General features: G+C 55.4%; 17 protein-coding genes. 7 read left to right on the top strand and 10 right to left on the bottom strand.

The features are described 5' to 3' along the window. Positions 1-137: 137 nt before the first annotated feature. The 8 genes from LPB405_RS03195 to LPB405_RS03160 form a co-directional block, all read right to left on the bottom strand. Entirely contained in the window at positions 138-1,040 is a 903-nt protein-coding gene (locus LPB405_RS03195; RefSeq protein WP_219101879.1) for an aminotransferase class IV, read from the bottom strand. Between the two features lie 173 nt (positions 1,041-1,213). Next, positions 1,214-2,572 carry a multidrug effflux MFS transporter gene (locus tag LPB405_RS03190; protein ID WP_374021076.1) on the bottom strand — a complete coding sequence of 453 codons (1,359 nt, stop codon included), beginning with the start codon at positions 2,570-2,572 and terminating at the stop codon, positions 1,214-1,216. Positions 2,573-3,306: 734 nt separating this feature from the next. After that, a complete protein-coding gene (locus tag LPB405_RS03185) occupies positions 3,307-3,975 on the bottom strand; it encodes a hypothetical protein (RefSeq protein ID WP_219101877.1) in 669 nt (222 codons plus the stop codon). Further along, on the bottom strand, positions 3,972-4,451 hold the full coding sequence (locus tag LPB405_RS03180; RefSeq protein ID WP_257604968.1) for a low molecular weight protein-tyrosine-phosphatase: 480 nt from the start codon (positions 4,449-4,451) through the stop codon (positions 3,972-3,974). The genes LPB405_RS03185 and LPB405_RS03180 overlap by 4 nt, the downstream gene beginning before the upstream one ends. 92 nt (positions 4,452-4,543) lie before the next feature. Continuing rightward, positions 4,544-6,232 carry a pentapeptide repeat-containing protein gene (locus LPB405_RS03175; protein WP_219101875.1) on the bottom strand — a complete coding sequence of 563 codons (1,689 nt, stop codon included), beginning with the start codon at positions 6,230-6,232 and terminating at the stop codon, positions 4,544-4,546. 106 nt (positions 6,233-6,338) lie between these two features. Next, the gene (locus LPB405_RS03170) at positions 6,339-8,282 is read right to left on the bottom strand and encodes a pentapeptide repeat-containing protein (RefSeq protein WP_219101874.1); all 1,944 of its coding nucleotides are present in this window, start codon (positions 8,280-8,282) and stop codon (positions 6,339-6,341) included. Positions 8,283-8,410: 128 nt separating this feature from the next. After that, the gene (locus LPB405_RS03165) at positions 8,411-10,009 is read right to left on the bottom strand and encodes a pentapeptide repeat-containing protein (RefSeq protein ID WP_219101873.1); all 1,599 of its coding nucleotides are present in this window, start codon (positions 10,007-10,009) and stop codon (positions 8,411-8,413) included. A gap of 132 nt (positions 10,010-10,141) precedes the next feature. Next, on the bottom strand, positions 10,142-11,983 hold the full coding sequence (locus tag LPB405_RS03160; RefSeq protein WP_257604967.1) for a pentapeptide repeat-containing protein: 1,842 nt from the start codon (positions 11,981-11,983) through the stop codon (positions 10,142-10,144). A 30-nt stretch (positions 11,984-12,013) separates the two neighbouring features. Here LPB405_RS03160 and LPB405_RS03155 point away from each other — a divergent pair, with 30 nt between their 5' ends. Further along, a complete protein-coding gene (locus LPB405_RS03155; RefSeq protein WP_257604854.1) occupies positions 12,014-12,469 on the top strand; it encodes a helix-turn-helix domain-containing protein in 456 nt (151 codons plus the stop codon). Continuing rightward, entirely contained in the window at positions 12,469-13,329 is an 861-nt protein-coding gene (locus LPB405_RS03150) for an IS3 family transposase (RefSeq protein ID WP_219100477.1), read from the top strand. The genes LPB405_RS03155 and LPB405_RS03150 overlap by 1 nt, the downstream gene beginning before the upstream one ends. 72 nt (positions 13,330-13,401) lie before the next feature. Here LPB405_RS03150 and LPB405_RS03145 read toward each other — a convergent pair whose 3' ends face one another. Next, positions 13,402-14,772, bottom strand: a complete 1,371-nt coding sequence (locus tag LPB405_RS03145; protein ID WP_219101872.1) for a hypothetical protein — start codon at positions 14,770-14,772, stop codon at positions 13,402-13,404. Between the two features lie 151 nt (positions 14,773-14,923). Between LPB405_RS03145 and LPB405_RS03140 the strand changes: the two genes are divergently transcribed. From LPB405_RS03140 to LPB405_RS03120, 5 genes are all read left to right on the top strand, one after another. Beyond that, a complete protein-coding gene (locus LPB405_RS03140) occupies positions 14,924-15,280 on the top strand; it encodes a hypothetical protein (protein WP_219101871.1) in 357 nt (118 codons plus the stop codon). Positions 15,281-15,987: 707 nt separating this feature from the next. Continuing rightward, on the top strand, positions 15,988-17,820 hold the full coding sequence (gene dnaK / locus LPB405_RS03135; RefSeq protein WP_219101870.1) for a molecular chaperone DnaK: 1,833 nt from the start codon (positions 15,988-15,990) through the stop codon (positions 17,818-17,820). 2 nt (positions 17,821-17,822) lie between these two features. Next, positions 17,823-18,401, top strand: a complete 579-nt coding sequence (locus LPB405_RS03130; RefSeq protein WP_219101869.1) for a nucleotide exchange factor GrpE — start codon at positions 17,823-17,825, stop codon at positions 18,399-18,401. A gap of 299 nt (positions 18,402-18,700) precedes the next feature. Continuing rightward, positions 18,701-19,693 (top strand): DnaJ domain-containing protein, encoded by a 993-nt coding sequence (locus LPB405_RS03125; RefSeq protein WP_049362015.1) that lies wholly within the window; start codon positions 18,701-18,703, stop codon positions 19,691-19,693. 3 nt (positions 19,694-19,696) lie between these two features. Next, a complete protein-coding gene (locus tag LPB405_RS03120; RefSeq protein ID WP_049355825.1) occupies positions 19,697-20,203 on the top strand; it encodes a heat shock protein transcriptional repressor HspR in 507 nt (168 codons plus the stop codon). Positions 20,204-20,427: 224 nt separating this feature from the next. Here LPB405_RS03120 and trmB read toward each other — a convergent pair whose 3' ends face one another. Further along, the gene (gene trmB / locus LPB405_RS03115) at positions 20,428-21,234 is read right to left on the bottom strand and encodes a tRNA (guanosine(46)-N7)-methyltransferase TrmB (protein WP_005508988.1); all 807 of its coding nucleotides are present in this window, start codon (positions 21,232-21,234) and stop codon (positions 20,428-20,430) included. Positions 21,235-21,569: the final 335 nt, after the last annotated feature.

Genomic DNA, 21,569 nt, shown 5'->3' with positions numbered 1-21,569 from the left:
GGGGCACCCGCCCTCGCAGAGCTCGGGCACCCTGATGTCGCTTCAGGAAGGTACAGGCACCTCCGCGCTCAGTCTGCAGACAGCACAAAGGGACGGCATCATCCTCGCTCGGATAATGCCGTCCCTTTTGTATGCGTTTAGCTCTGCTGCGCCAGGTAGTTCAACAGCGTTGCGGTCAGCTCCGGGTCATGCGCCAGCGCCGTACCGTTCAGGTGAGTCACCGGCGCAATCAGACGCACCGACGACGCCAACCACACGCCGTCCGACTCAAACAGGTCCTGCGGGTAGAGCGGTCCGAAGCCCAGTTCCCAGCCGGCCTGGCGTGCCGCCTCGAACACCGCGCTCTGCGTGGTGCCGGGCAGGATGCCGTGGCTCGGCTCAGGCGTGTACAGCATCTTCTTGCCGTCCTCAATCTTCGCAACCAGCACCGAAGAAGTGGCGCCCTCAAGCACGCGACGCTCGTCGGTGATGAAGATAGCGTCATCCGCGCCGCGCTCCTGAACGTACCGCAGGACCGCCATGTTCACCGCGTAGGAGAGGGTCTTCGCACCCGCCAGAAGCCACGGGTAGGCGCTGTTGTCCATCGGCTCGTGGCCGCGCGGCAGCAGCATCGCCTTCACGCCCTCGGTGCGGCGCTTCACGATCGAGGCGGGCACCGGCGACGCCATAATCAGCGTGTACGGGCCCGGCTGCATGGAAGTCACCGCCTGGGTGGGGCCGCGCGAAATAATGATCTTCACGATGTGCTCTTCGCCCAGCGCAGTCTCGGCACCGGCGGTCGCCTCACGCATGAGGCGCTCCACCGCCGAACGCAGAATCTCCGGTTCCGGGTCGGGTAGGTCCAGCATGCGCGCCGACGACTCGAGGCGGGACAGGTGCATGCCGAGCTTACGCACGCGACGGTTGACGGACAGCATGGTCTCGAAGACGCCGTCGCCGCGGGTGAAGCCCTGATCATCAACGCTGATGAGGGGCACGGACGGGTCAACGAAGATGCCCTGCGGGTTCTGCTCGTTCAGAAGAATTACGGTACTAGACATAGTTTTATTGTACGTTCGCATCCCTAACCGGCGAGGGAAGATACGCAGAAGGGACGGTGTTATCCACGCTCCTACAGGGGCACCCGTCCTCGCTTCGCTTCGGACACCCTGATGTCGCTTACGGATAACACCGCCCCTCCTGGGCATGCGTACAGATATGTACTTGTGAACGGCTAGTGGCCCGCCGCCGGGGCGCCCTGACCTTCACCAGCGCCGTGGCTCTCGCCGTCAGCCGAGTAGTCCGAATCCTTACGCGGCGTAGTCCACAGCACCAGCGCCGTCAGGACCGCGAAACCAAAAATGGAGAAGCCCATCGGCAGGTACTCATGCTCACCGGCAAACGAGACCAGCGGCGCCGCCAACGCACCCAGCAGAGCCTGAATCGTACCCATCACCGCCGAAGCACTACCCGCCATGTGGCGCGCCTCGTTCAACGCCAACGCCGAAGCATTACCAAAGATTAGGCCGCACGAGCTGGTCAGCAGGAATAGTAGAATCAGGGTCGGCACCAGCGAAATACCGACAAGGAAGCTAACCACCAGCAGCGAAGACACCACCAGCAGGCTCACCACGCCAACATTCACAATGCGGCGCTGCGCCACACGACCCACCAGCTTCGTCGCAATCGCACTGAACAGCACAATACCGATCGAGTTCACACCGAACACGATCGTGAACTCAGTCTCGGACAAGCCCAGAATCTTCTGCAACACAAACGTCGAACCGGAAATGTACGAGAACAGCGCACCAAACGCGAAGCACATCGTCAGCATGAAACCCAAGTAGCGGCGAATCTTGAAGACCTTCGGCAACTCCGAGTACACGCTCAGGGCGGTACCCTGGTAGCGTTCCTCCACCGGCAGGGTCTCCTTAATCACGAAGATCACGCCGAGCATCATGATCGCGGTAATCACGCCCAGCACATGGAAAATATCGCGCCAGCTACCCCACGACAGCACCCAGCCACCAAACAGCGGCGCAAGCACCGGCGCGAAGCCGTTAATCATCATCATGACGCCCATGAGCTTAGCGGTCGCCAGACCCTCAGTCGTATCAGCCACGATAGAACGCGCCAGCACCGCACCAATCGAACCGGTGAAGCCCATCATGAAACGCGCAAAAATCAGCAGCTCAATATTCGGCGCGAAACCACACGCCACCGTCGCAATAAAACAAACCACCGCACCGATCAGCAGCGGCTTGCGGCGGCCCGTCTTATCCGACAGGGGACCCACGACCAGCTGGCCGAGCGCCATACCCACCATGAACCCGCTCAACGTCAGGGATGCGTTCGTGCTGGTGGTGTTCAGGTTCTCAGCGACTGCGGGCAGCGCCGCCAGGTACATGTCCGTAGCCAGCGGCGCGATAGCGGTCAGCAGCGCCAGAACAACAATGAAAAGGGGCGATAGCCCGAATGAGGTCTTAGTCGACTTCGAAGACATCTGTCTGTGGTTTTTCTTTCTGTGTGATGCGCGTGCAACGGCGCCTGCGGCTCTACAAGACGTGGATGCGGTAGTACCGCCCCTGGGGATGAGCTTGCGCAGGCTGGAAGCACAACTTTTTCACGGTAGCAGAATCGGGGGTGGCTTCGTAAGTTAAATGTTTGATATTTTTTTGAGCTGGGTTGGGAGGGCTCCGCTTGGTTGGTCTGGAAAGCGGCGCTCGCCTTCGCTTCTACAGGGGAGGGCTTGGGGGAAGGTGCGTAGAAGGGACGGCGATCGCCTGCGCAGGCACAGCAAAGGGACGGTGTTATCCACGCTCCTACAGGGGCACCCGTCCTCGCTTCGCTTCGGACACCCTGATGTCGCTTACGGATAACACCGCCCCTTAGCGGCTTGGCTTAGCCTGCCGCTCAGTCCCCCAGCGCCGAAGAAATATTTGAGAAATATTCTTGAGAAGCATTGCTCGGGGCGACCGCATAACTTACGTTGGTCATACCACGCGATACGACCGGAGGGACAATCTCAGATGCGCAATCACTATTACAAATATTTGCTATGCATCCTGTTGCTTATAGCTTGTGTCTTGCTCGTAATCTTTGCTGTGCTTTCTAACAACAACCCGGGTAACGAAAAAGACGGTACGACCTCCACGCACGCGCCGAGCAATACCTCAACCTACTGGGATAAAGACCGCATGGAATCCGCTAGCCCGGCTCCTATGCCTGAATAAAACAGCGCCTCAATAAAACTGCCTCTGAATAGCCGTAGGGCCCAATGCTTCGAGATACACGAAGCATTGGGTCCTACTGTCTTGTAGGCGGCTACTACTGTGCCGCGCTGTCGTAGATGAAGTCCACGGTCGCGTAGTCCTCCGGGATTTCGGCGAGCAGCGCCTCCTCCTGCTCCGCCCAGCGTTCCCAGTGCGGGCGGAACGCGTCACCGTCACGAGCCAGGGCGCGCTCGCGGCGCACCTCGTCCGGGGCGGTGGCGAGAATACGCACCTCGCAGGCGCCCGCAATCGCGCCGACACCCTCACAGATGATGACCTGCGTAGCCGCCGGGTCGACGGTGCGCACCTCACCGGGGGCGCCCGCCTCCCAATCCCACGGGGTGTAGGTTCCGGCAATACCTTCGGTCAGCTGCACGGATAGCGCGTCCCACGCCTCCACGCCGTCGAAGAGGCCGTCCCAGCCGGGGTAGAAGTCGTCCAGGTGCAGCACGTGCACGCTGTGCCCGGCGGCGGTGAGCTCCTGCTCAAGCTGCGCGGCGAGGCTGGTTTTGCCGGTGCCGCTACGGCCGTCAATGCCGATAATCAGCGGAATCTGCGCGAAGTCGGCAAGGAACTGCGCACGGAATTCGGTGAATTCGGCGGTGTCCATGTCGAAATCATTGCCGATGCCGTGCTCCAGACGCAGCATGTCTTTGCAGAGCTCCAGAATTTCGGTGGTGCCGGTGACGCGGCGGTTCTGGTTCAGGGGGATACGCTGACTCACTGTGCGTCGCCTTCCTGCTTGAGGTGGTTGATGAGGCCGCGTGCGGCGGCGTCAATAAGGTCGGTAGTGTACACGAAGTCGCGTTCGCTACCGTACCAGGGGTCGTAGATGCCGAGCTGGTCCAGGTGGGTGGTGGTGACCTTCGGGTCGAAGCTACGCATCATGCGGATCTTGGCTTTGTCCTCGTCGTTGCGGGCGAGGGCTTTGAGGCGCAGGTAGTGGGGCGCGTCCATGGCGAGGATGAGGTCGTTGCGGTCGAAGTCCTCGACGGTGAAGACGCTGGCGCGGTGCGCGGACGGGTCGATACCGCGGGTGGCGAGTTGCGCGGCGGCGCGCGGGTCGATGCGGTTGCCTTCTTCTTCGTTGCTGATGCCGCTGGAGGTGACGGTGACGGGCACGCCAGCTTCTTGGGCGTGCTGGCGAATGAGGTATTCGCCGACGGGGGAGCGGCAGATGTTGCCGGTGCAGACAGTCATGATTCGGTACATGGTTCTAGTGTATCGGTGGGGTAGAGGGTGTGGCACAGCCCCGCTGCATCAGAGGATACAGGCGGGGCTGTGCTGGTGGGCTACTCCTGGCGATGGGAGGAGCGGTAAATTCTGCAGCATGTGATACTCATATGGCTGTACTCCTGGGTTTGTTCATCCCATGAACCTGGGTCAAAAACTACGGTCCCGAAGGGGATACTGACGGTTTTATCCCCGAGCGTTGCACTACCAAGTTCAATAGGTTTGCTTCCGGAACGAATAGAGAAGTTGCTCTCTGTCCAATTGACTTGGTCAGAGAATCGGGCAGCGCTGGAGTCATATACAAATATGGGCGCAGACTTTTCGAAATATGAGCCCCGGAGGGTCATTTCTCCGCTGAAGGTTGCATCCTGGAAGTATATGTATCTGCTGAAAGTTGTCCCCTCGAAGCGTGTACCTCCATTGAAGGTCGTGCCTATAAAGTATGCATCTCCGGTGAAGGTCGCGCGCGCAAAGTATACGTATGAGTCTCTGTTGAAGGTCGTGCGCGTAAAATATGCATTTCTGTCGAAGGTTGCGTTCCGGAAACGTGCCTCTCCGGTGAAGGTTGCCGTCCAGAAGTTCGCGTCTCCGCTGAAATCCGCGTCCAAGAAGTCTGCGAATCTGTTGAAGACCGCGTCTGAGAAATCTGCCGTTCTGCTGAAGGCTACGTCTACGAAGTATGCACGTTCGTTGAAGATCGTATATCTAAAATCTGTGTTTCCTGTAAAGATTGCGCCCGTGAAGTCTGCGTTTTCGGTGAATTTTGCGAATATGAAGTTCGTGTTTCTGTAGAATCGGGCAGAGCTGAATTGACCTTGTTCAATGGTGAGGTTGTTCAGGGGATAGAAAATGGGTGCTCGGCTAAAGTCGAACTTGAAGCCGCTCCATGCGCCGGATTTAACAGTTACCTTCTTGCTCTCATCTACACTGACAGTGCTGCTACGTTTGCTCATTTCCTCGAAAATGGCTCGGCGTACGTCCTGTTCTTCGTAGAACTTTACATAGTCTGTGGTGATGTCTTTAGGTTTTTCATATTCATCAGAATCTTCGAAACGCTTAAGTAGAACCTGGAGCAGTGAAGACTCTTCTTCACTGAGCTTCTCGGATTCTGATTTCTGGAGCTTTTCTAGTTCTTTGCGGGCTTCGTATTCTTCAATTTTTTCTGCAAGCGGGAAGGGAGAACGAATGTAGGAGCAGAGGTTATTGATAATAATCTGCCCCTCTTCCCTCTGCTTGTCTTTGGCGAGGCTATCGTCTGCAAGCCATTCATCAGCCAAACCCACAAGGGTATAGATACCGCCCAGGCGGACAGATGCTTTCTCATTAGCTAGTTGCTCGACAGCCTTGGTGTAGCGGCTACGTCGTTCCGCATACACCTGGCGGGTATGGTCGTTCTCGTTTTTCTCTTTTTCCTGGTTATTCTTTCGGTGAGTTTCACCAAGAGTAATGACACCTAGAAGACCACCGGTGGTGTAGAGAAGAGCCTGGCGAAGAGCTGAGCCATCATCATCTTTCGCAAAACCTGAGTTAACCGCGATAGGCAGGAAGAAAGCTGCGGCTCCGCCCAAGACCGCGATTGCTCCAAGCCAGCAGTAGAACAGGGGCACTTTCTGCTTGATCTTACTGAGATGCGCATAGAGCAAGAAACCGGCAACTATACCAGCGCATATAAGGAGTAACCGCCAGGCTTCGGCTGGATTGAGGAACATATGTTTAACTCTCCTATCTTCTCTGAGAGGAATGGTCACCTTTCAGCATAGTGCAAAGTGGCCTGCAATGAGTCACCCTTGAGCAGATGTGAAGACCCCGCCGATGCAGGGCCGGCGGGGCTAAATGTTTAAAAGATTGAGATAGCTATTTTATTTTCTTCAAAGTTTCAAAGGAATCATTAAATGTTGAAGCTGGTTCACTGATATCTTTATATCTCTTCTGTTCTTCATCCCAAGAATTTGGAGAGTCTGGGTTGAATATTCGAGCACCTAGAGGTAGATATCGAATTTCGCTCTTGACTTTTTTACTGGATTCATCTTTTGTCGTATAAAAAATTACACCCAAAGGATTCATCATTGGAGCAAATGGGAGATTTGAATCCCAGGTGTAATATATAGAATCTCGAAATAGTGCATTCGTAAAGTCTGTCTTGCGTGTTTTGGGGAATATCGTTTCCGCTAAATATATATTTTCTTTAAATATTGCTTTGGTGAATTTTGTAAAGTAGCCAAGTCTTGTATTTACAAGATCTAGATTACCTTCAAAAACTGCTGATTCGAAAGAGGAGGAAGAGTGAAATTTTGCCCCTCGAAATGTTGTGATTTCTCCCATGAACTCGACGCCATTAAATGATACGTCAGAATATGGGTATAGATAAAAATTCTCGCTGAATTTAGTACCCACAAAATAAGCATCCTTAAACGTTGACCCCGAAAACCACGCCCCTATTTTAAAATGGCATCTAGAAAATTCAATCTCCGATTCGGCATGCATGCCTCTAAAATTTGCAGTTGACTCGAAAATTGCCCCATTAAATCTAGATATTTCCTTAAATCTTACACCTTTGAAATTGAAGGTTTTCGAGAAATCTTGGTGCGTGAATCGGGCATTGGAGAAGTTTGTTTCTTGGTTAAATATTGAACCTGAAACATTAAATTTATTTGCAAACACTGTTTCTTTGAAAATTACAGGATGGGAAAAGAAGCTTCTTGAGAGGTCGAGTGGGTAGAAGAAAAAAGCCTTCGAAAAATCGTAGGTAAATTTTGACCAAGGGCCTTCTAGTGGAATTTCTTCATTCTCTTCATTTATAGTGTATCCGCTATTTAGTCTGAGTTTAATTTCATGCAGAATTGCTTGGCGGGTATCTTTCTCTTCATGAAATTCTAATTTATGCTTTGTGAAATTTTCTCTGCCGTATTCCTCTATTTCTTTTTCTGTAGGAGAATCCTTATCGAGGATATGATGTGAATCTGCAAGGCTAAAAGGCGCGCGAATGTATGAACAAAGGTTATTGATAATAATCTGCCCTTCCTTGCGTCGGTCGGTATCCTCTTTGATGCTCTTATCCGCGAGCCATTCATCGACGAGGCCTACAAGGGTATAGATACCGCCGAGACGAACGACCGCATTCTTGTTAGCTAGTTGTTCTACAGCCGTGGTGTAGCGACTACGACGCTCTGCGTGAATCTGCCGAGTGCGCTCTCGGTAGCTTCTGTAAGCTTCTTGCTTTATATTCTTTTTAAATTGTCTCTTTTGCTCTTGATACTTGTCCGTATCGAGCTTTAGAGCCGTCTCATCATTTTGGTTTTTTTGGTGAGTTTTAATTAGTGTAAACACTGCAATAATACCACCCGTTGAAGCAAGTAGAGCGGTAGTGATTTTGTCAGTGTCTCCGATGAACTTAAATATGTTAAGGATTAAAGGCAGGAAAAATGCAGTTGCTGCCCCGCAGGCGATTATTGAAACAAAGAGCTGAATGGGGTGGATTTTGAAGAAGAAAATAATTAATTCTTTAGATTTGTAAGCGCTTACTACTTTATAGGCAGCGAAAACCACTGAAATCAGCACAGTAATAAGCCTAGTCAAGTCAATTATTGGTTGTGCAACATTGAGAACAGTAAAAAAATAATGATTAATTAGGCATGAAATTAAAATTGCCGTTAGTGCCCAATCTCCCCAGGTCATCCTAAATACAATTCGCAGTAAGGCATCCACTGTATCGATTTTTGGATTTTTGTTTGAATCGAGGGGGAAGCCTGAGTCTGCTGAATGAGACTGAGGTCCTGGTGAACCATCGTTCGATGACATAGGAATCTCCTATCTTCTCTGAGAGGAATGGGCACCTTTTAGTTTAGTGTAAAACTGTCTGACCTGCGCTTCTACTGGACATAAACGAAGGCCCCACCACACATTCAATGTGGCGGGGCCTCTGTCTACTACTGCGCGGGCTCACTCAGGCGCGTGTATTCCTTCTGCCGTTCATCCCAAGAAGACGGATCGAAGAGCACCGTACCGACCGGGATACGGTACCCTACACCGTTCAGCCTGGCTGTACCCAGCGGAATAGGCAGGCTGTCCTCGTACACCGCGAAGTTATGCGCCTCCTGACCAGTAGACTCCGAACCGGCAGACAACGCAGCGAACCGAGTCCGGCGCATCTCGCCCGAGTCAGCATCCTCAACAGCGAAGACCGGCGGGCTCTTCACGAAAGACACATCGCAGAAATCAGCAGTCTGCGCAAAGGACGCGCCATAGAACTCCGCGCCTGCCTCAAAGGCTGCATCACGGAACCCAGCGAGCCCCTCAAATGTAGCCCGGCTAAAGTGCGCATCCCCGTAGAAGGTTGCCGCGTTAAACCCGGCATGCCCCTCAAAGACCGCCTCACGGAACTCCGCAACTCCCGCAAAATCCGTCCTGAAGAAGCTTGCATTACCGCCAAAAGACGACCTAAAGAACCCAGCGTTCCCTTCAAAGGAAGCACCGCTAAAGCCCGCATCCGCCGCAAACGTCGTGTCGCGGAAGTCAGCGTGCCCTCCAAAAGAAGCCTCGCGGAAGTCTGCATTAGCGTTGAATGCCACCCAGCGGAAGAATGCATCACCAGCAAAGCGCGCGTTACTAAAGTCCGCCGTTCCCAGGAAAGTTACGTCGCTAAAACGCGCATCCTGGTCAAAGACCGCCCGGGTAAAGTTCGCATCGCCCACAAAAGCTACCCCGCTGAAATCTGAACCGTTGCAGAACCTCGCCGCAGAGAAATTGGCGTTCTCAATCGTCAGACCGTCGAGAGGGTAGAAGACGACCGCCCGGCTGAAATCGAACTCAAAGCCGCTCCACGCGCCGGGAACAACAGCCACCTCGCCCTTCTCATTTTCAGCAAGGGTGCTGCTACGCTTACTCATCTCAACGAAGACGCTGCGGCGAACATCCTGCTCACCACGAAAAGCCGCCAGATCCGTAGCGAAATCACCCGCATAGTTAGCGGGCGGCGTATCGGATTCAAAAGCTTCTGCCTTGAACGCCCGCGAGAACGGCGAACGAACATAAGCGCAGAGGGCATTGACGATGACCTGCCCCTCCTTCTGCCGCGCCTCAACGCTGAGCTGCTCGTCAGCGAGCCACTCATCCACCAGACCCGCAAGAGTGCTGATGGCGCTCGCACGGACTGCCGGATTCGGATACGCCAGATGCTCAACTGCCTTGCTGTAACGGGTACGGCGCTCGGCATGCACCCGCTGGGGGTGTTTCAGCTTTTTCTGGGCGTTCATGCGGTGGAACTCCCCAAGAAAGAGAACACCCAGCAGGGTGCCGGTGATGAAGAAAATGAACGGCTGAACCTCAAAATGGGTGATGCCAGGATCAAAGATGAAAGGCATAAAACCCGCCGTGACAATGCCCAAGAGCGCGATAGCCCAAACCCAGGTGCGGAAGCTAGACAGCTTCCCCTTGAGATTGCCGAACTGCGCGGCAAGCGGGAAAAGCAGAATGACGACTGCGCAAGCTATCAGCCAAGCCCACGCGGTGCTGGGTGCCAGATGCATGTGGTTCTCCTGTCATCGTTGAAAGGGCCGGGTCATACTCAGCATAGTGTAAAAGTGGCTGGGCTTGGGCTGTCACTGGTCACAAGCAAAGACCCCGCCAGCGCCGGATGCACGGGCGGGGCCTTCCGGATATTACTGCGCAGGCTCACTGACGCGCGTGTACTCCTGCTGCTCTTCGTCCCAGGAATCCGGGTCGTACAGCACCGCACCGACAGGGAGAACGAACGTTCTATTAAGAAGCTCCGTCTCGCCGCAGCTGAAGCCGTGCGGGCTCTCCGGGCGCGCCTCAAACAGGTAATCCTGCGGATCCGCCTGCGCCGAGAACCGCGCCCTCTGTAGCCGCCTCTCCAAAGCCTCAAAGGACGGCTTAACATACATGAAGCTAGTCTGCCTGAAATCCGCACCATGACCGAACGTCGCATCCGCGAAGTAGGCGCCCTCAAAGTTCGCCCCGTTGAAGCTCACCGCCCGCGCGAACGTCGCCTTGTAGAAGCCGACATGCGCCGTGAACGTCGCCTTACTAAAGTCGGCATCCTGCGCGAAGGTCGCGTTACCGAAGTTCGCTCCCTGCGGGAAGTCCATCTCATAGCGCGTCCTCGGAAGCGCAATAAAAGACGCCCGGCTGAACGTGGCGTCGCCGTCGAACCGCGCCCCACCAAAATCCTCGTACTGCGTGAAGGACGCCCCGCTAAAGTCCGCCGCGCTCGCAAAGCGTACGTTGCTGAACATTGCGGACTGCTTGGTGACTACACCGGCAAAGCGCGCGACCCCGCCGAACAGCGACTTGGAGAACACCGCGGGACGGTTGAAGACCGACGCGGCGAAGTGCGCTTCATCGTGGAACGTGGAGGCGGTGAATACTGCCTTTCCGTCGAAGGTGACCGCCGCGAAGCTGGCTATGCCTGCGGTGTTCAAACGCGAAAAGTTGGCGTCGGACTCGAAAGCGGATACCGCGAAGTCAGCCGCAGCCGAGAAGACCGCGTCTGAGAAGTCGGCCTCGCCGGTGAAGGTTACGGTTGCGAAGCTTGCCGCGTCTGCAAAGCGCGCCCCGCTGAACCCTGCCGCGCCCGTGAAGTGTGCGGCGCTGAAACCTACCCAGTCGTTGAAGTTCGCGCCATGGAAGGATGCGTCGGCCGTGAACTGCGCCGCCGAGAAGCTGGTGTCACCGTGGAAGGTTGAACCAGAGAAATCCGCTTGTCCGTAGAAGGTTGCGGAAGCGAAATCGGCGTTCTGAAAGTACAGTTGCCGTAGCGGATAGAAGATGGGTGCGCCGCCAAAGTCGAAGCGCAGATCAGCCCACATGGGCGATATTGGCGGCACCGTGCGCTGGTCTTCCCCGTTGCCAGTCTTGTTGCTCTCGGCGACGGCGGCGAGGCGGCGGCTGAACTCCATGAAGACGGTGCGGCGTACCAGCTGCTCTTCGCGTAGTGCCTCCTGATCGCGCGTAAAGTCGCCTTCGTACCCTTCGGGGGCGTTGTCTGATTCTAGAACTTGCCGTTTCTGTGCGAGGGGGTAGGGCGTGCGGATGCACCCGGTCAGCGCGTCGATAATGGTCTGGGCTTCTTCGCGGCGCACCTGCTCGGGGAAGGATGTGTCGGTGAGCCATTCGTCTGCGAGGTTTGCGAGCGTGTACACCCCGCCGAGGCGTACGGCGGGCTGGTGCCCGTCGAGGAATTGTTCGAGAGCGTGCGTGTAGCGTTCGTGCCGCCCGGCCTGTAGGTTGTGTGCCGGGGTGTTTTTGCGGTGCCGTAGCGCGGTTAAGAGTTTGTTGAGGTTCATGGCGGTCTGCCCTTCCTGCTCCGGTGCTGGCTTATAACCAGCATAGGGGAGGACCCCACTCTTGTGGGCTTGCGCAGTGGGCAAAAGGAGAAGCCCCGCCTGCACGATATGAACTGCCTCCCGTTTCTTGGACAACAAAAATGAAGTCCAGGAAATGGGAGGCTTTTCATGTCTATAAATCTGGGAATGAGGCATGATCGTTTGCTCCGGGAGCAAGCAGCGCAAATGTTCGAGAGAGGATTCGGCTATGGTCTGACCGCCAAGAAGCTTGGTATGTCTGCCGCGACTGTGAGAGAGTGGCAGAAAACGTACCGCGTCATCGGGAAGGACGGGCTTCTTGCCATGGGAGTAAAGCAGGCCAGATACGACTACGAGACCAAGGTCGCCGCAGCAAGGGCCGTGGTTGACGGTGGGATGAGTAAGCCTGAAGCAATGATGCGCTTCGGTATTGCAAGCGCTACACCGTTGAAGCAGTGGTGCAGGCTGTACCGTGAAGGCGGCGCGCAGGCGCTTAAGCCTAAGCCCAAGGGCAGGCCGAAGGGGTCGGTGCGGGCGGTGCCGCTAACGCGTGAGGAGGAACTTGCCGAGCGTGTGCGCAAGCTTGAGGCGCAGGTGGCGTACCTAAAAAAATCGATTGCCCTGAAGGCGCAGAGGCGCTCCCAAACCGGGACAAAGCCCTAGTGGTCGCTGAGCTTTCAGGGCACGGGCACAAGCTGTACGACCTCCTTGAGGTGGCTGGCCTTGCCAAATCGAGCTACTACTACGCGTTGGCTCATCCCCAGCAGCCAACCAGAGTGCAGCTACGTGCCAAGGTTGCCCAGATCTTTTCGCGTACCCCTAACGGGTGCGGTCACAGGCAGGTGGCCATGTGTCTGCGCGCTGAGGAAGGGGTGCGTATCGCCGATAAGACGGTTTTGAAGATGATGCGTCAGATGGGGTTGCGTTGCGGTATACGCCGCCAGAGGCCCTACCGCAGGTACAACTCTTACAAGGGGGACGTGGGGCAAAGTTTTGAGAACATCATCGGTCGCGACTTCACGGCGACCGGTCCTTGGCAGAAGTTGGGTACCGATGTTACCGAGTTTAAGCTTTCCTTCGGTAAGGCCTACCTGGCGCCGGTTTATGACTTTGCCAGCAAGGAGATTGTTGCTCACTCTATCTCGATGTGTCCCAATCTCGTCCAGCAACAAGAGATGCTTCAGGTACTCATGGAGGCCAAACCCGAGGGAGCTAAGCCGATTTTGCACTCGGATATGGGGTGGCAGTATCAGCACGAGACCTACATCAGTATGCTCGCTGAGAACGGTTTTATCCAGAGTATGTCGCGTAAAGGCAACTGCATTGATAATGGCGCCACCGAGCAAGTCTTTGGGCATCTTAAGGATGAGTTTTTCCGTGGGCAGGATTGGCTGACTTTTGAGAGTTTCAAAGCTGACCTTGACGCCTATATTACGCATTGGAACACAGCAAGGCGCCAGGTGAAGCTTAGGGGCCTGACCCCGGTGGAGTACCGGGATCAGGCCCTGTTGGAAGCTGTGTAAGGGTTACTATTTAATGCGTCCAAGTTTCGGGGCGCAGTTCAGATACGTGCAGGCGGGGCTTACTCTATATCGTCATGGAATATTTCTGATAGTTAGCTTTGTCCTAGGCTGCATTGATTCATAAAAATCCAATGGAGCTAAGTACGTACATTTTCCAGTGGTGACATCATAATGATGTTTATCATTGTTGAATTTTTCAACATGGTACCCAGTAGGAATTTTAAGTTGAGATTCTGTAAGGTTATTTAATCGAATGTTTCCATTATCTAATTTTTTCCCATATGCGCGATACTGATAATCGTATGTGGGAGTGAATACATGGACTGAATCCGGCTTTGCCTCAGTGAGTATTCCAAAAGTAATGGAGCTCTTTTCCTTAATGTCATTCGAGAAAACGCATGAGTAATCTGTTTCTACTGACCCCAGAGTGTCTCCGGGGCTCGTTACCATATCGCTAAAACCTTTTGCTATATTTGGAATAAGCGTGGAACCAATCGATGATATTAAAAATGCAGAGAATAGAGCCAGTATTAAGGCGGTTATATTTTCTTTGAGGGTCCTTGAATGTATTTCTGCTGTGCGTTTGAGTGCATATTTCTTATTCAAGATATTTCTTAGAGAGACACAGCAGAGGGTGAATGAAATAAATAATGTGGTTAATAAAAATATAATTATTTCTTTGTGTGAAAGAATTTTTAATATTTGATAGTTTATGAGGGCGCAGAAAGAAGTGAGGGCTGATGAAACAGAGATTATCATAAAGTAGATACATTCCACTTCCCTTTTTATATTTTCTTTTCTACCTCTGAGGATTATTTTTTCAGCACCGTTGACACATTGGGGGAGAAGGAAATATGGGATGAATGATATGTATCCTATTAATAGCAGGGAGAAAGCCATTGTCAGCCAAATATATTTGCTTTCCGTAAATTGAATTGCTGTAATTTGAATTGCAGTACTTAGATTACCTTTTGTTACCTGTGTGTTATGGAGTAACCCAAATATAAATACTATAGATGCTGCTAAAGGTAGAAGTGGAAGTATTAGCTTGATGTGGGAGGCGATAGTTGACCGTGTGGATCTTTCTTTTGATGATAATATTGTTCTCTTGGCTTTTTTACGTCGTTTATTTTTGAAAATTTCTTCGATGATTGTGATGATTGAAGTTGCAGTACTGGCGTTGACTATAAAAGAAAAGACAAGGAAAATGGGTAGTACAATTTTGGCGTCAGGGTCGTTGAAAAATTCTTTGAGAAATGTTGGAGTTGTCCTGTAAGTGTGTCGATCGTATAGGGCAGTGGAAAGTGTGTCGACTCCGAGGACAAAGAGTGCTACCGCAAAGATGGCAAAGGTAGGAATAAGTGTAAACATTATATAGTGTAAGGACTTTTCTGCTCCAGTGTAGGTCTTACCTTTTCGGTCGCTGGCTACTTTGTGTAACATAATAGAAATTCTTTTGATGATTTTAAAAATCGTAGCAATCGCAATGCATAAAATAAAAATCATGGCAAATGCAATGTAAAAAATAAAAATCGTAGCAATCGCAGTGTAAAAAATAAAAATCGTAGCGACTGTAAGGAAAAGAATAAAAATTGTGGCGGTTGCAATTATAAAACTAGTAGTAGAAATATTTACAATGTATTTAAAATGCCATAATAGTATGGCGCTCAATATTATGATGATTAATGCAAATATTTTTGCAAGCGGTTTTTTTGTGTTATTTTTGAAAATTGTGCCAAGTGCTATTGGGTCATCTGAAAAGAAATTATATAAATTTGTCTTTTTTTCATTGAGTGGGGGCGTGCTGGTAGTAACTTCGGCGATTGTTGAAGCGGAGGTGGTATTCTCCGCTACCTGTGGGGTTTTGGGTTCTTTGCTGGAATCCAAGTTGATGTTCCCCCAGCATATGGACCAGCTGGAGGCGTTGGGCCGTTATTCGTCGGCATCGTAATTTCCTATCTACTTTGAGAGGATATGGTCGTAACCAGCATACGGCAGGCAGGTAGCCTCAAGCCACAGGTGAAGGTTGAAGAATTGCGGGTCGGACAAGCGGAGATACCTCTATAGAGTGAGCGATGGAGCTTGCGCGCAGGTTCTCTATATATAAGAGGGGTGAACCTCTGGTGTTCACTGCGCCTCTGGCAACGCTGCCAGAGGCCTAGCTTCCTGGTCCAAAAGTCGCACTGCACCTCCTATATAAGGAGTCTCGCGACCCTTCTCACACCCCAATTTTTGGGTTTTCCACTCCTTTTTTAAAAATTTTTAAAAATTTTTTCGCCCCGCGCGCCCGGCACCGTCTGCTGTGCGCTGAATCGCCGCGCCGCACCCTCGCACCGCCTAAAAACCCCGGAATTCCGCGGCAAAACCGCTCATTCACGCCTCGCCGCCGCCCCGATTTTCCCCGTAAAACACTGCCCCAGAACCCTAAAAAACCCGCCCCTCACACAGTCTCGCGAAAAAAAGTTGAGTAAAGTTCGCTCAAGTCTATTGACAGACCCTCCGAGAGGGTGCATACTTGAGTACATGAGGCTCAAGGGAGCCGCGCAGACCACTCCACACGGAGCGGCACGCGCAGCACCAACCGCCTCCAAAACTTTCAAACTAACCCGCCTCGCATTAGAAGAAGCGGGGCACTGATCACAAGGAGTGAATAAACATATGGCACGTGCAGTAGGTATTGACCTCGGTACCACCAACTCGGTCGTAGCAGCACTGGAAGGTGGCGACCCGGTCGTCATCGCTAACGCAGAGGGCACCCGCACCACCCCCTCCGTCGTCGCATTCTCCAAGGACGGCGAGGTTCTGGTCGGTAGCGTTGCAAAGCGTCAGGCAGTGACCAACGTTGACCGCACCATCTCCTCCGTCAAGCGCCACATGGGCACTGACTGGACCACCGAGATTGACGGCAAGAAGTACACCCCGCAGGAAATCTCCGCTCGTATCCTCATGAAGCTGAAGGGCGACGCAGAGGCATTCCTGAACGACACCGTCACCGACGCTGTCATCACCGTCCCGGCATACTTCAACGACGCTGAGCGTCAGGCAACCAAGGAAGCCGGCGAGATTGCAGGCTTGAACGTCCTGCGTATCGTCAACGAGCCCACCGCCGCAGCACTCGCATACGGCCTGGACAAGGGCAAGGAAGACGAACTCATCCTGGTCTTCGACCTCGGTGGCGGTACCTTCGACGTCTCCCTGCTGGAAGTCGGCAAGGACGACGACGGCTTCTCCACCATTCAGGTTCGCGCAACCAGCGGTGACAACCGCCTCGGTGGTGACGACTGGGACCAGCGCATCGTTGAGTGGCTGCTCGCACAGGTGAAGGCAAACACCGGCGCAGACCTGTCCAAGGACAAGATTGCTCTGCAGCGTCTGCAGGAGGCAGCTGAGCAGGCTAAGAAGGAGCTGTCCAGCGCTTCCAGCACCAACATCTCCCTGCAGTACCTGTCCGTGACCCCCGAGGGCCCCATCCACCTGGATGAGAAGCTGACCCGCGCAAAGTTCGAGGAACTGACCCGCGACCTGCTCGAGCGCACCAAGAAGCCCGTGCTCGACGTCATCAAGGAAGCTGGCGTGTCCATCTCCGAGATTTCTGAGGTCATCCTGGTCGGTGGCTCCACCCGTATGCCCGCTGTTGCTGAGCTCGTCAAGGAGCTCACCGGCCGCGAGCCCAACAAGGGTGTGAACCCCGACGAGGTTGTGGCAATGGGTGCAGCCCTGCAGGCAGGTGTGCTGAAGGGCGACCGTAAGGACGTTCTGCTGATCGACGTCACCCCCCTCTCCCTCGGTATCGAGACCAAGGGCGGCGTGATGACCAAGCTGATCGAGCGCAACACCGCAATCCCGACCAAGCGTTCCGAGACCTTCACCACCGCAGAGGACAACCAGCCCTCCGTGACCATTCAGGTCTTCCAGGGTGAGCGTGAGTTCACTCGCGACAACAAGAACCTGGGTACCTTCGAGCTGACCGGCATCGCCCCCGCACCCCGCGGCGTGCCCCAGATTGAGGTCACCTTCGACATCGACGCAAACGGCATCGTCCACGTCTCCGCAAAGGACAAGGGCACCGGTGTTGAGCAGTCCATGACCATCACCGGCGGTACCTCCCTCTCCAAGGACGACATCGACCGCATGGTCAAGGATGCAGAGGCACACGCAGAGCAGGACAAGGCACGCCGCGAGGCTGCTGACACCCGCAACGCAGCTGAGTCCGTCGCATACTCCGTCGAGAAGCTCCTGAAGGAGAACGGCGACAAGCTGCCCGAGGACGTCAAGACCGAGGTCCAGGGCGATGTTGACGAGCTGAAGAAGGCACTCGAGGGCGACGACGACGCAGCAGTGAAGTCCGCATTCGAGAAGCTGCAGGCTTCCCAGTCCAAGCTGGGTGAGGCACTCTACGCAGCAGCACAGGCTGAGGCATCCGAGTCCAAGCCCGCCGCTGATGAGGACGTTGTCGACGCCGAGGTTATCGACGAAGACGAGAAGAAGTAATCATGGCTGAGCAGGAAAACATCACCCCCGACCCGCTGGAGGAGGCATTCAACGCCCCCGCAGCGGAAGGCCACCCCGAAGCTGAATCGGTCGAAACTGCCGAAGACGCTGCGGAAGCCGTCGAGGCTGAGCTCCAGGACGCCGTAGAAGCAGAATCTGCGGATGCGGCACTCGCCGCAGAGCGCCTGGACTCCCTGCTTCGCCTGCAGGCAGAGTTCACCAACTACAAGAACCGCACCGCCCGCGAAAAGGAGCAGCTGCGAAACTTCGTAATCGGTGACCTGGTCGGCGCACTGCTGCCGGTGCTCGACGACATCGACGCCGCACGCAAGCACGGCGACCTGCAGGAAGGCCCCTTCGCCTCCATCGCTACCAAGCTCGAAGAGCTGCTCGGCAAGCAGGGCGTGGAGCGCTTCGGTGAAGTAGGCGACGCCTTCGACCCGAACATCCACGAAGCAGTGCTCCAGCAGCCCACCGACGAGGTGGCTGAGGATCATGTCTCCATGGTTCTGCGTTACGGCTACCGCGTCAACGACCGCGTGGTTCGTACCGCTCAGGTGGCTGTGGCTGTCGCACCGTAAGGTGACCGGCTAGGCATTGGCTGAATAACTAACGACGGGCGGGTGCTCTCCCTGGTGGGGGAGTGCCCGCCCTGTTGTTTGCCGGGGCTGCTTTACCCGGTGTGTTGGTGCGGGTTTTGGCTCGTAGAAGCGGCGGTCAAGAGGCTTGTAGGGGCGCAATTTTTTGGGCTCAGCCCTTTCAAAATTGAGTCAAGTAGACTAAACTTTTATATAGAGCATTAAGACAAGCACGCGGTGCCCCTGCAAGCCGTCCCGTAACCGAGGAGGGCGGCGCATCACCGCAGAAGGAGAATCACAACATGGCAAGTGAAAACTGGCTAACCGACGACTTTTATAAGGCACTGGGTGTCAGCGAAGACGCAAGCGAAAGCGACATCAAGAAGGCGTACCGCAAGCTCTCCCGCAAGTACCACCCGGACCTGAACCCCGGCGACGCCGCAGCAGAGAAGAAGTTCAAGGAAATCTCGGAAGCATACGACGTGCTCTCCGATAAGAAGCAGCGCGAAGAGTACGACCAGATTCGCCGCTACGGTGCCGCAGGCATGGGCGGATTCGGAGGCGGCGGCTTCGGCGGTGGCAGCTACACCGGCTACCCCGGCGCGGACGCATTCGGCGGCTTCAGCAACGGCGGCGCAGGCATCAACATTGACGACCTGCTCGGCGGCCTCTTCGGCGGTAGCGCAGGCGGCTCCCGACGCTCCGCAGGCTTCACCAGCGCCGACTTCGGCGGCATGGGCGGTGGCGGTTTCGGCGGCGCACAGCACGCAGCCCCCGAAGAGAGTACCACCAGCACCCGCATCAGCCTCGCCCAGGCATACACCGGCGCGACCGTGACCGTGTTCCTGCCGGACGGCTCCCACACCGAGGCACGCATCCCTGCAGGCATTAAGGACGGCCAGAAGGTGCGACTGCGCGGCAAGGGTCTGCATGGCGGCGATCTGAAGGTCACCGTGCGCGTCTCCGATGACTCCGTGTACTCGCGCGAGGGCAACAACCTGATTCTGCGCGCACCCGTCACCCTCGCCGAGGCCGTCGACGGCGCAGTGATTGAGGTGCCCCTGCCGGACGCATCCACCGTGAAGCTGCGCCTGGCGCCCGGCCAGGTCGGCCGCCGACTGCGCGCTAAGGGCCGCGGCTTCAAGGCTAAGGGCGGCGACGGCGACCTGCTGGTCATCCCGGAGATTGTACTGCCCACCGAGCTGAGCGCAGAGGCACAGGAAGCGTTCGATAAGTTCGTAAAACTGGCACCGCAGGAGAACCCGCGTAAGGATCTGTTGAAGAAGGCGAAGTAAACCATGGCATCTCGAGAATCATCATCTAAGTCCCGTAGCGGTAAGCCGTTGCACAGCGTGGACCTGCCGGTTTTCGTGATTTCTGTGGCGGCTGAGCTGGCGGGTATGCACCCGCAGACCCTGCGCCAGTACGACCGCATCGGCCTGGTCCAGCCTTCGCGTGCGCCCGGTAAGGCGCGCCGCTATTCGCAGCGTGACGTGAACCGTCTGCAGCAGATTCAGCAGCTCTCGCAGGAGGGCGTCTCCCTGGAGGGTATTCGCCGCATTATTGAGCTGGAGTCCCTCGTGGAGGAGCAGCAGGAGCAGATTGCGGCGCTCCAGCGTCAGGTTGAGGACGCGAAGGTGAAGCTGGGCTTGGCGGAGCGCGTGTTCGCCGCCGGTACCAGTGGCGACGTGGTGCATATTGCTCGCGGTACCCGCCCGGCGCCTCGTCAGCGTTCTTCGGCTGTGGTGCTGTACCGTCAGCGTCACCAGCCGGCTACAGCGGATGATACGAAGCCGCAGCGCTAAACCGGCTAAACACGCTACACTGGGAGAAACGGTTCGGCTGTTCTAGCTCATCTGCGCTAGTCAGCCGCCCATATAGGCTTGTGCGTCTTTGTGTATACGCCGCGAGGGAGGGTAGACCCCCGCCCCGCATGCACTTGGACCCACACACAAGGAGGTGAGGCTCCCCGAATGACCGGGGAGCCTCACCTGCTTAACGTATAAGTCGCGTACTAACGCAGTCCCGCTTACTTGCGGCGGTAGGTCAGATCGTGCGCGCGGCGGCCCGCCTCCTGAGCCTTACGCTCAAAGCTGGTAAGGGTACGACCCTCCCAACGCGGAGCCCAACCACCCAGCGGATCCTCCTCGGTCGCACCGGCGCCAGGATTCACGTTCTCAAAGTCGGGGTGCGCCTCCAGAACCTCACGCATGACCAGGGCGTACTCCTCCCAGTCAGTCGCCAGACGCCAAATGCCGCCGGGCTTAAGCACGCGCGCAACCTTATCAGCGAACGCCGGGGACACCAGGCGGCGCTTGTGGTGGCGGGACTTGTGCCAGGGGTCCGGGAAGAACACCCACAGCTCATCCACGGAGTTCTCCTCAAGCATGTTGTCGAGCAGTTCGGGTGCGTTCGCCTGAGCCACACGCACGTTCTCCACGCCGGCGTTGCCCATCTTCAGCAGCAGGTCCGCGATGCCGGGGGTGTACACCTCAACGGCGAGGAAGTTCGCCTCGGGCACCTCAGCTGCGCGGTGCACGATTGCCTCGCCCAGACCGGAACCGATCTCGACAACCTGGTACGCCTCGCGGCCGTAAATCTTGACCGGGTCGAAGGTCGCCTCGGGCGCGACGGAGGTGTCGGTGCGCAGGCGCGGAATGTCCAGCACGTGGGTGGGGGAGTAGGTGTCCCACGCCTTCTGGCGGCGCGCGGTGAGGCGGTCGCCGCGGCGGACGAAGGAGTAGGGCTGGCGGAAGAATTCCTCGGGAACCGGCTTCTTGGCCTTTTCTTCGGTGGATTCGGGTGCCTGGCTAGGCTGCGTGTTCTCAGTAGACATACCTAAAAGAATAGCGTAGCACCGCTGTACAGTGCGGTTTCGTGGCGTGCGGGGCTGGCGTGACGCTGAACTAGCCGGGAGCATGCCGGTCTGAGAAACACAGAAATTTAGCGTGCAGAGAAGGGGCGCGATCTAAGGGCGGTGCGGGGCGTGTTCCGGGTGGAGGCTGAGAGATGCTGCAAACTCGCCCCGTCTCAATCGTCCCGTCTCAAAAATCTGGTGATGTTGTATTCCTTGTACTTGTGTGGGTATGAGGGGGTAAAATTTGAAATTATGCATTCTCTGCATAACCCTTTATTGGCGATGCAAGAAATCGGAAGCCCCGCGAAATCGGA

The organism is Rothia mucilaginosa, assembly GCF_019334805.1.
Classification (GTDB): domain Bacteria; phylum Actinomycetota; class Actinomycetes; order Actinomycetales; family Micrococcaceae; genus Rothia; species Rothia mucilaginosa_C.
Note: the sequence above shows the minus strand (reverse complement) of the source record. Positions and strands in the feature narration are given on the sequence as shown.